Source organism: Aeribacillus composti (assembly GCF_007827555.1).
GTDB classification, from domain to species: Bacteria; Bacillota; Bacilli; order Bacillales; family Aeribacillaceae; genus Aeribacillus; species Aeribacillus composti.
Map to the genome: position 1 here is coordinate 1 of NZ_VISS01000057.1, position 8,993 is coordinate 8,993.

Annotated in this window: 8 protein-coding genes; 7 read left to right on the top strand and 1 reads right to left on the bottom strand. The window is 40.1% G+C overall.

The window, feature by feature from the left end; all coding sequences use genetic code 11:
- Positions 1-511: 511 nt before the first annotated feature.
- Genes FB379_RS17910 through FB379_RS17935 form a run of 6 tightly spaced genes read left to right on the top strand, consistent with a single transcriptional unit; the run spans position 512 to position 6,827 of the window.
- Positions 512-2,182 (top strand): long-chain fatty acid--CoA ligase, encoded by a 1,671-nt coding sequence (locus FB379_RS17910; protein ID WP_144598549.1) that lies wholly within the window; start codon positions 512-514, stop codon positions 2,180-2,182.
- A 53-nt stretch (positions 2,183-2,235) separates the two neighbouring features.
- Positions 2,236-3,102 (top strand): branched-chain amino acid ABC transporter permease, encoded by an 867-nt coding sequence (locus FB379_RS17915; protein ID WP_144598550.1) that lies wholly within the window; start codon positions 2,236-2,238, stop codon positions 3,100-3,102.
- Entirely contained in the window at positions 3,099-4,103 is a 1,005-nt protein-coding gene (locus tag FB379_RS17920) for a branched-chain amino acid ABC transporter permease (protein WP_144598551.1), read from the top strand. The genes FB379_RS17915 and FB379_RS17920 overlap by 4 nt, the downstream gene beginning before the upstream one ends.
- Positions 4,104-4,105: 2 nt before the next feature.
- On the top strand, positions 4,106-4,870 hold the full coding sequence (locus tag FB379_RS17925) for an ABC transporter ATP-binding protein (RefSeq protein WP_063386883.1): 765 nt from the start codon (positions 4,106-4,108) through the stop codon (positions 4,868-4,870).
- Positions 4,863-5,570: an ABC transporter ATP-binding protein gene (locus FB379_RS17930; protein ID WP_066248684.1), complete on the top strand. Its 708-nt coding sequence runs from the start codon at positions 4,863-4,865 to the stop codon at positions 5,568-5,570. The genes FB379_RS17925 and FB379_RS17930 overlap by 8 nt, the downstream gene beginning before the upstream one ends.
- A gap of 51 nt (positions 5,571-5,621) precedes the next feature.
- On the top strand, positions 5,622-6,827 hold the full coding sequence (locus FB379_RS17935) for an ABC transporter substrate-binding protein (protein ID WP_144598552.1): 1,206 nt from the start codon (positions 5,622-5,624) through the stop codon (positions 6,825-6,827).
- A gap of 180 nt (positions 6,828-7,007) precedes the next feature.
- Here FB379_RS17935 and FB379_RS17940 read toward each other — a convergent pair whose 3' ends face one another.
- On the bottom strand, positions 7,008-7,751 hold the full coding sequence (locus FB379_RS17940; RefSeq protein ID WP_242009367.1) for a DUF3784 domain-containing protein: 744 nt from the start codon (positions 7,749-7,751) through the stop codon (positions 7,008-7,010).
- Between the two features lie 220 nt (positions 7,752-7,971).
- Between FB379_RS17940 and FB379_RS17945 the strand changes: the two genes are divergently transcribed.
- Positions 7,972-8,769: an ABC transporter ATP-binding protein gene (locus FB379_RS17945; RefSeq protein ID WP_144598553.1), complete on the top strand. Its 798-nt coding sequence runs from the start codon at positions 7,972-7,974 to the stop codon at positions 8,767-8,769.
- Positions 8,770-8,993 lie beyond the last annotated feature (224 nt).

An 8,993-nucleotide genomic window follows, 5' to 3' on the forward strand; every position in this document is an offset into this window, starting at 1 on the left:
TTTGGTGACACATCTATTCTAATCAAGGAATCGGGTTCATGTCTCCTTTTTTGTTCGGATGTAAATTTATGTTAGTGAATTTGCTCATCTACAGTGAAACTAAAGAAGAAATTGAGGTGCACCGTAAATTTGCCTGAAATCGCCTATAGGCATATTACAACAATTTCCTAAAAAACATGCGTCGTTTAGCTTCCACAGCATTGAAAGAAAGGGGAAACGAGGTCAAACATTGATTGAAATCGGAATGCAAAGAGGATTAAAAAGCATTTTCCGCAGTGGGAATTTGCAATTTCACGGGTGACAATTGATTTTATTCTGAAGGGGAAAGCTTCGGAGGAAAACTTGCAAAATTTTATTTTAAAAGTGTTAAATGGGCAGATGTTAGATATTTAAAAAGATTTCCCCTTTCTTTTTGCCAATAATCAATAGAGTTTTTTTTAGATAAAATATTAATCATTGTTTTTTAAATTCTTATGCTTTCTTGAATATATTTCATGAAGGAGTGGTCCGTTTGCTGACACTTCATCACAAATTTTGGCCTAAACTTCCGAAATCGTTAACGGTTCCGGAAACTTCTATTTACGAAAATTTAGAAATAACAGCAAGACGCTATCCTGATCATGAAGCTATCTATTATTACGGCCGTTCGATCACGTATCGCCAACTGGATGAAGAAGTAAATCGAATAGCTGGTTTTTTACAGCAAAAATTCAATGTATTAAAAGGAGAACGAGTTTTATTGTTTATGCAAAACTCCCCGCAATTTATCATTGCCTACTATGCAATCATAAGAGCAAATGCAGTTGTCGTTCCCATTAACCCTATGCTGACAACAAAGGAGCTGGAGTTTTATATTCGAGATGCTGAAATAAAAACTGCCATTATCGGTCAGGAATTAAATGAAAAGGTTGAACCGCTGCTCCACAACACATCTCTTACGAAGCTTCTCATCGCAGCATACTCGGATTATGTTGGAGTTGGGTTTGATGGCAAGCTGCCAAAAGAAGTGAAAATGCCTCCAATTCGTTTTAACAGTTATAACCAGTTTCTATGGATGGATACCATTCAGGCGAATGATATTCCAGGCGAACATTTTGCCTTGCCTGAAGATTTAGCAGTTATTCCATATACATCCGGTACTACTGGTGTGCCAAAAGGTTGTATGCATACGAACAAGACCGTCCAAGCCAACATTGTTGGAGGATATTATTGGGCTCGGGCAACAGCAAATACGGTTCATCTTGCAACTTTGCCAATGTTTCATGTAACAGGCATGATCATGGGCATGCATTTACCAATTTTTGCAGGAAGCCGGATCGTGATCATGACGAGATGGGATCGAGAAGCAGCAGTTGAGCTGATCAAAAGCCAAAAATGCACTCATTGGGTTACGATCAGCACGATGCTTGTTGATTTCCTTTCCAATCCTAGCCTAAAAGCGGAAGATTTGATTTCCTTAACTTCTATTTCAGGAGGAGGAGCGGCTTTTCCTGAAGCGCTGGGAGAGAAGCTGTATAAAATGACCGGACTGCATTTTATCGAAGGATACGGTCTTTCTGAAACCATTGCGCAAACTCACTTGAATCCTTCTGACAGGCCAAAATGGCAATGTCTCGGCATCCCGACTTTTGATGTGGATGCTCGCATTATTGATCCGGAAACACTGCAAGAACTAGGAGTTGGCGAAGTAGGAGAAATTATCGTTCATGGTCCGCAAGTGATGGTCGGCTATTATAACAGAGAAGAAGAAAATCGCAAAGCCTTTATCGAATTGGATGGAAAAACATTTTTTCGAACAGGGGATTTAGAACGTTATGATGATGATGGATATTTCTTCATCGTCGATCGAGTCAAACGAATGATTAATATATCTGGATTTAAAGTATGGCCGTCTGAAATAGAGTCGTACCTTTATAAACATCCAGCTGTTAAGCAAGCATGTGTAATCGGAATTCCCGATCCGAAAAGAGGAGAAACTGTTAAAGCCTTTATCGTTTTAGAGGAAGGTTATGAAGGAAAAATAAGTGTTGACGATATGATTGAATGGTCAAAAAAGCATATGGCTGCTTACAAGTATCCTCGCTATGTTGAATTTAGAAAAGAGTTGCCTGTCACAGGCAGCGGCAAAATTTTATGGCGCCAGCTTCAAGAGGAAGAAAAGAAAAAAACGGCGGGTAACTAATTTGTCGCAATTTGTTGTAAGCAATGTTTTCATTCTGCGAAAGGGGGAGAATGATGGAGATTTTTGCGCAGCAGATCTTTAATGGACTAACGGTTGGAAGCGTTTACAGTTTGGTTGCTTTAGGATTAACGCTTGTATACGGCATTTTGCATATCCCTAACTTTGCCCACGGAGCCCTTTATATGATGGGGGGATATATAACATTAACCATGATGACAAAATTTGGGCTGTATTATTGGATTGCCATCATGATTTCCATGGTAATAGTCGGGCTGATGGGAGTGCTGATGGAGCGGTTAATTTTTTATCCGTTAAGAGATGCTCCGCCGATACAGGATAAAATAGCCGCAATCGGAATTCTCCTGTTTCTTGAGGCGTTTGCCCAATTTGTTTGGGGGGCTGACTATCAAACAATGCCGACCCCATATGGTCAGGTGGTCTCCGTAATGGGGTTAACGTTCACCATGCAAAGGCTTCTTATTATTATCTCTACCGTTGTCGTGATGATATTACTGTTTTTATTCCTGAAAAAAACGTTCATTGGATCTGCTATTATTGCGATGTCCCAAAACCGAGAGGGTGCTCATTTAGTCGGCATCAATACAAACAAAATGGCAATGCTTACTTTTATGATTTCCGGAGCGCTTGCTGCGATTGCAGCTTCTTTGTCATCCCCTATCAATCTTGTCTTTCCGGGGATGGGCCATCTTGTGATCTTAAAAGCGTTCGTCATTATTATTATTGGAGGGATGGGGAGCATCCCGGGAGCGATTATTGGCGGATACATTTTAGGGTTTGCTGAAAGCTTAGGGGCAACATATATATCGAACGATTATAAAGATATTTTTGCTTTTATTCTCCTCGTTCTCATCTTAACATTTAAGCCGACCGGATTATTCGCAAAGGGGGGACATTCATGACAGCTCGTTTCAAACACAAAGCTGTTGTATTGAGCATTGTCCTCCTTGCCCTTTTGCTTCCGTTCATCATTCAAAATGATTATTTTTTCCATATCATGACGCTGTCATTTATTTGGATGATCGGAGTGTACGGCTTAAATTTAATAGCTGGCTATACGGGATATTTGTCTTTGGCGCACGCAGGCTTTTTTGCTATCGGAGCTTACTCGCTGGGGATATTAACGGTAAAATTCGAGATTCATTATTGGCTGGCCTTTTTTCTTGCATGTGCGATCACATGCATCATCGGGTTGGTCATCGGCCTTGTTGCCTTACAAACAAAAGAACACTTTTTTGCCATTTATACGCTATGTGTTGGCTATATAATTTATCTCGTGATTGATAAATGGGAAAGTTTAACAGGCGGAGTGAGAGGTCTGATTGGGATTCCTGTTCCGCCTGATCTTGGCCCTATCTCGTTCCGTTCACCCGTCAGTCAATATTATTTTAACTTATTTTTCCTGCTTGCTGCTATTTTCATGATGTACCGGATTGTTCATTCGCTGACAGGAAGAACGTTGATCGCCATTCGAAACAGTGAAGAGCTGGCCCAGACGATCGGAATATCCACAATGAAAAATAAATTGGTTTCCTTTGTCCTTTCAACTTTTTTTGCTGCATTGTCGGGAATTTTGTATGCATCCTTTATTCGTTTTATCGGTCCAGATATAAGTTATATAACGATGACATTTGATTTTTTAATCTTTCTTCTTGTCGGAGGAATTGGAACTCTTTCCGGTCCGATTGTTGGAACGCTGTTAATTGTTTGGATTTCTCAGCAGCTCCAATTTCTTCAAGATTATAGAATGCTTATTTTTGGCCCTTTATTAACCTTGTTAATTATTTTCTATCCGAAAGGCATTGTCGGTGGAATTTTCAGTTGGAAAATGAAAATGCAAGAAAAAAAGAAGCGTCTTTCAATGTCTGCTAAGTCAGCCACACAAAGAGCGGAGGAGGGATAACATTGTTTTTGGAAACCCGCCAGCTAACGAAACAATTTGGTGGTCTTGTAGCTGTAGATCATGTGAATTTTTCGGTTGAAAAAGGAAAAATCAATGCGATCATTGGTCCCAACGGCGCAGGCAAATCGACTTTCTTCAACTTGATCAGCGGTTTTTATCCGCCGAGCTCAGGACAAGTGATGTTTAAAGGGCAGGACATTACTCGTCTTCCTCCCAACAAAATTGCCAAGCTTGGAATTGCCCGTACGTTTCAAACAACCCATCTTTTTGAACAGGCAAATGTATTGGATAACGTTTTGATCGGGTTTCGTTTGCGAACAAAATCCAATCTGATTGATGCGTTATTTCTTACAAAGCGGTTAAAGAGGGAGGAGGAACAATCGAAGGAAAAAGCGTTCGAAGTTTTAAAGTTTGTCGGATTAACCAATATGGAAAATAAGATCGTCGCCAACATTTCGCAGGAAGAGAAAAAAAGAGTGGCGATCGCGCTTGCACTTGCAACAGAGCCGGAAATCATTTTTCTAGATGAGCCTGCTGCCGGCATCAATCCGGAAGAAACGGAGGGGCTGGCAAACTTAATCGAAAAAATCGTTCAACATAACATTACCGTTTGTTTGATCGAACACAAAATGAAAATGGTGATGAATTTGGCTCATAAAATAATGGTTCTGAATCATGGGAAAAAAATTGCAGAAGGAACACCTGAAGAAATACAAAATAATGAAACAGTCATTAAGGCTTATCTTGGAGGGAGTGCCATTGCTTAAACTAAAGGGTGTTTCCGTTCAGTACGGAGCATATAAGGCTGTTAGAAATGTCGACATCGAAGTGGGCAAAGGTGAGATTGTAGTTTTATTGGGTTCTAATGGTGCCGGCAAAAGCACAGTTTTCAAAACGATCGGGGGCTTACACAAGTGTACAGAAGGAGAAATTATGTTTGAAGGAAAGAGAATTGATCAAAGCTCCCCGGCTCAGATTGTCAAAACAGGCATTGTTCAATGTGCGGAAGGCCGCAAATTATTTCCAAGAATGACCGTATACGAAAATCTTATGATGGGCGCGTTTATTCACCGCAAACAAAAAAAAGAGATTGAAAACACATTACACGAAGTTTATGAGTTGTTTCCGATTTTAAAAGAAAAACGAAACGATTTGGCAGGTTCTTTAAGCGGCGGACAGCAGCAAATGTTAGCGATTGGGAGAGCGTTAATGTCAAAACCGAAGCTTATGCTCCTTGATGAACCGTCAATCGGGCTCGCACCGATCATCGTTGCCCAAATGTTTGAAGTGATCAAACAGATTAACAAGACCGAAACGACGATTTTACTTGCTGAGCAAAATGCTAATGCAGCGCTTCATATTGCACATAAAGGCTATGTACTTGAAAATGGCTCCATTGTCGTCGAAGGTTCATCAGAGGAATTGTTTGCTGATGACAACGTAAGGAAGGCATATCTCGGTGCATAAATCATTTTTTAATTTATTGAAAATTAAGAAAATAAAACCGGAGGGAAAAATATGAAAAAACTGAAACGTCTTTTTGCTGCGGGGCTTCTGCTCATAATGATGGTTAGTTTAGCAGCTTGTGCGGGCTCTCAAACAAGCCAATCTACTGGCGGCCAGAAGGAATCATCAAGCAAAAGCGAAGAAGGAACGGTAAATATCGGCTTTAGCGGTCCTTTAAGCGGACCGGCTGCTTTATATGGAGAACGGACACTGAACGGCATAAAAATGGCCGCAGAAGAAATTAATAACAACGGAGGATTTGAAATAAATGGAAAAACCTATAAATTAAACATCGTCCCTCTTGACGACAAATATTTGCCGAATGAAACAGCCTCTAATGCCAAACGGCTTCTTCAAGAATATAAAACACCTATTATTTTTACGCTGCACAGCGGTGGAGTGATGGCGCTTCAAGTATTTAATGAGACTGAAAAGTTTTTGATTGGTGCCTATACGAGTGAACCGGATGTAACTGATGCCGGGAACTCCCTTACGATCGGCATACCGCCGCGTTATGACGGCTACGTGGAACCTTTTACAGATTATGCTATGAAACGGTTTGGCAAAAAATTAGCCGCTCTTCCGCCGTCTACACAATATGGGAAAGACTGGGCAAAAACTTTGCTTCCACAATGGGAAAAGAAGGGCGGAAAGGTTGTATATCATTCATCCATTGATTTTTCAAAGGAAACCGACTTTTTCACCATTGTCACAAATGCTCTTAAAGAAAAACCGGATGTTCTATTTATAGGCGGAGCTTCAGAACCTACCGCAAAAGTGGCAAAGCAAGCTAGAGAGCTAGGATTTAAAGGCGGATTCATTATCATGGATCAGGCAAAACTGGATTTTATGGAAAAAATAACAGGTTCCTATGACGTATTAGAAGGTTCTGTTGGAGTGCTGCCGCTCGTAAAATCTAATGATCCGGGAGCGCCGGCATTTGCCGAAAACTATCGAGCAAAGTTTAAAGATGAACCTAGCTCTGAATCAGGGCTCAACTATATCGCTACGTATATTTTCGTTGAAGCGATGAAAGCGGCAAAAACTGTTGACGATGCGGAAGCTATTCGCAAACATATGCAAGATGGACTGGATAATCTGCCAAAAGACAAACGCGTATACGAGATTCCATCAATCGGTGATGACGGAAGATTGGAAGTGAAACGAAAAATCGCGGTAGTAGAGGATGGTCAAATTGTTTTAAAAGTAGTAGATTAATAGGTTTTCCGATAGGATTGAGCAATGATTGAAAATTTAAGAGGCTTCCTGAATGGGGAGCCTCTAAATACATGTTCCAATGCACTGTTAATGAATATTCGGATATCGGGCATGAAAAAGAGAATTGCTGTAAAGTTTCCAGTTATATATTTATAGATCAGGGTTCCATGTGCACTATTATCATTCGCTTATCTTTTCCAGTAATTGGTCATACAGCTTTTGCGTTTCGTCCCTGTCTTTTTGATTCAAAATGATATAATCATCATCTTTTTCGATATATACATACGGTGCACGCCCTTTGTAAACAAACAATTTTCCTCCTCCACCGTATGGCTCTTTTAGCCGAAAAGATCCTTTCAAACGATCAAAAGCCGCAAAGCCATTACTTTTGGCAACGACCTCGGGAAGTTCATCCAACAGCTTCACACGGTCAATCTCATCAATCGGCCATTCCACCCCATATAAACCCGTTACCTTCAACTGTCGGTCATTTATGATCACATCATGCTCCTTAAGTCCCAAATAGCCTAAAACGATAACGAATGTGATCACAATAGCCGCAACAATTCCGGTAATCCAATAATATTTTTTCCGTTTATGCTTTAGTTCATATTTTTGTACATAGATCGAACCGCCGAGCAGTACGATGAGAAACAGCAGCATGCCTATTTCAAATCCATATGGGATTTGAAAAAGTGCTAAAATGACCGAAATGAACAAAATGATGAACGTATAAAACAGCAATCTACCAATTGCCTGCGGATAACCATTTTCAATTAATTGCTGCTGTTCTTCTTCTGGTCTGTTGTAGAAGCCCGATATTAAGCTGTAATCTTGCTTCTTTACGACTAAATACGTCAGGCCCCCGTGTATGATAAGTGTGAACCCCATAGTGATTAAAAAAACGATCGTATCTGTTGACACAATGGTTCCCCCTTACGCTTTACAAAACATTTTGATTATTTCTACGGTTTTATCTTACAAATGTTTCACTCGCATAAATACCTAATGGAACTAAACCAATCTGAAGAAAGAAGAAAACACTTTTGATGGAAAAATCAGATTTTTCAATGATCCTCTCTTCCCTTCAACAGAAATTTTTGGAATAATAATTATAATGTAACGTATGGAGAGGAGCAAGCGTATGGTGATTGCACTTGAAAATGTTTCGCTCATTCGCAACAAAAAATATATTTTGGAGAATATAAATTGGAATGTTGATGAAGGCGAGCATTGGTGTATTTTAGGAAGAAATGGAGCGGGGAAAACAGCATTGCTCAATTTGTTAAACGGCTATTTGTTTCCTTCAAAAGGAACGGTTTCCGTCATTGGATTTACTTTTGGAAAGGCAGATTTTCGCGAGGTTCGAAAAAAAATCGGCCTTGTCAGCTCATCGCTCCAAGAAAAAATTTACGGACATGATCTTGTTGAAGAAGTTATTTTGAGCGGAAAATTCGCGTCAATCGGCTTATATGAAACACCGGATGAACACGATTTAGAAGAGATGGGGTCATTGATGACGCTATTCGGGGTGGAAAAACTAAGCGGGCGTACATATGACAGCCTTTCCCAAGGTGAAAAGCAAAAAGTGCTGATTTTGCGGGCGCTTATGCCTCAGCCGAAGCTCCTTATTTTAGATGAGCCGTGCAATGGTCTTGATATATTGGCGAGAGAAGAACTTTTAGGGCTGATTGAAACAATTGCCAAAAGGCCAAATGCGCCAACGATCCTGTACGTGACGCATCATGTTGAAGAAATTTTGCCTTGCTTCACCAATTCCCTGTTATTAAAGGAAGGAAAGGTTTTTGCTGAGGGAAGAACAGAAGAGCTGCTTTCAAGTGAACGATTGTCAGACTTTTTTGAAGCAGGCATCGTGGTGGAAAATTTTCATGGCCGATATTATGCGAAGCTTTTGCAAAACAATCATAATAGATTGTCATAGGGAGAGTGGGGCTGTCCAGAAAGTCAAATCCCCATTGAAAACAAAAAATCATAAACACCGATATATCAACGTTTCTAACACATTAATGGGGGCGTCAATAATCCGTAAAAACGACTTATTAGACACCCCCTTTCTTACCTCTAGTCAAGTATTTTTTATTAAATAATTTGGTTAATATAGATTTTATTTTGGAAGGAAGGGGGACCCCTTCCTTCCAAAATAAA

Excerpts from the sequence above, each read along its gene's own strand:
- FB379_RS17920 (WP_144598551.1), top strand. The coding sequence starts at position 3,099 with ATGACAGCTCGTTTCAAACACAAAGCTGTTGTATTGAGCATTGTCCTC.
- FB379_RS17945 (WP_144598553.1), top strand. The coding sequence starts at position 7,972 with ATGGTGATTGCACTTGAAAATGTTTCGCTCATTCGCAACAAAAAATAT.
- FB379_RS17935 (WP_144598552.1), top strand. The coding sequence starts at position 5,622 with ATGAAAAAACTGAAACGTCTTTTTGCTGCGGGGCTTCTGCTCATAATG.
- FB379_RS17915 (WP_144598550.1), top strand. The coding sequence starts at position 2,236 with ATGGAGATTTTTGCGCAGCAGATCTTTAATGGACTAACGGTTGGAAGC.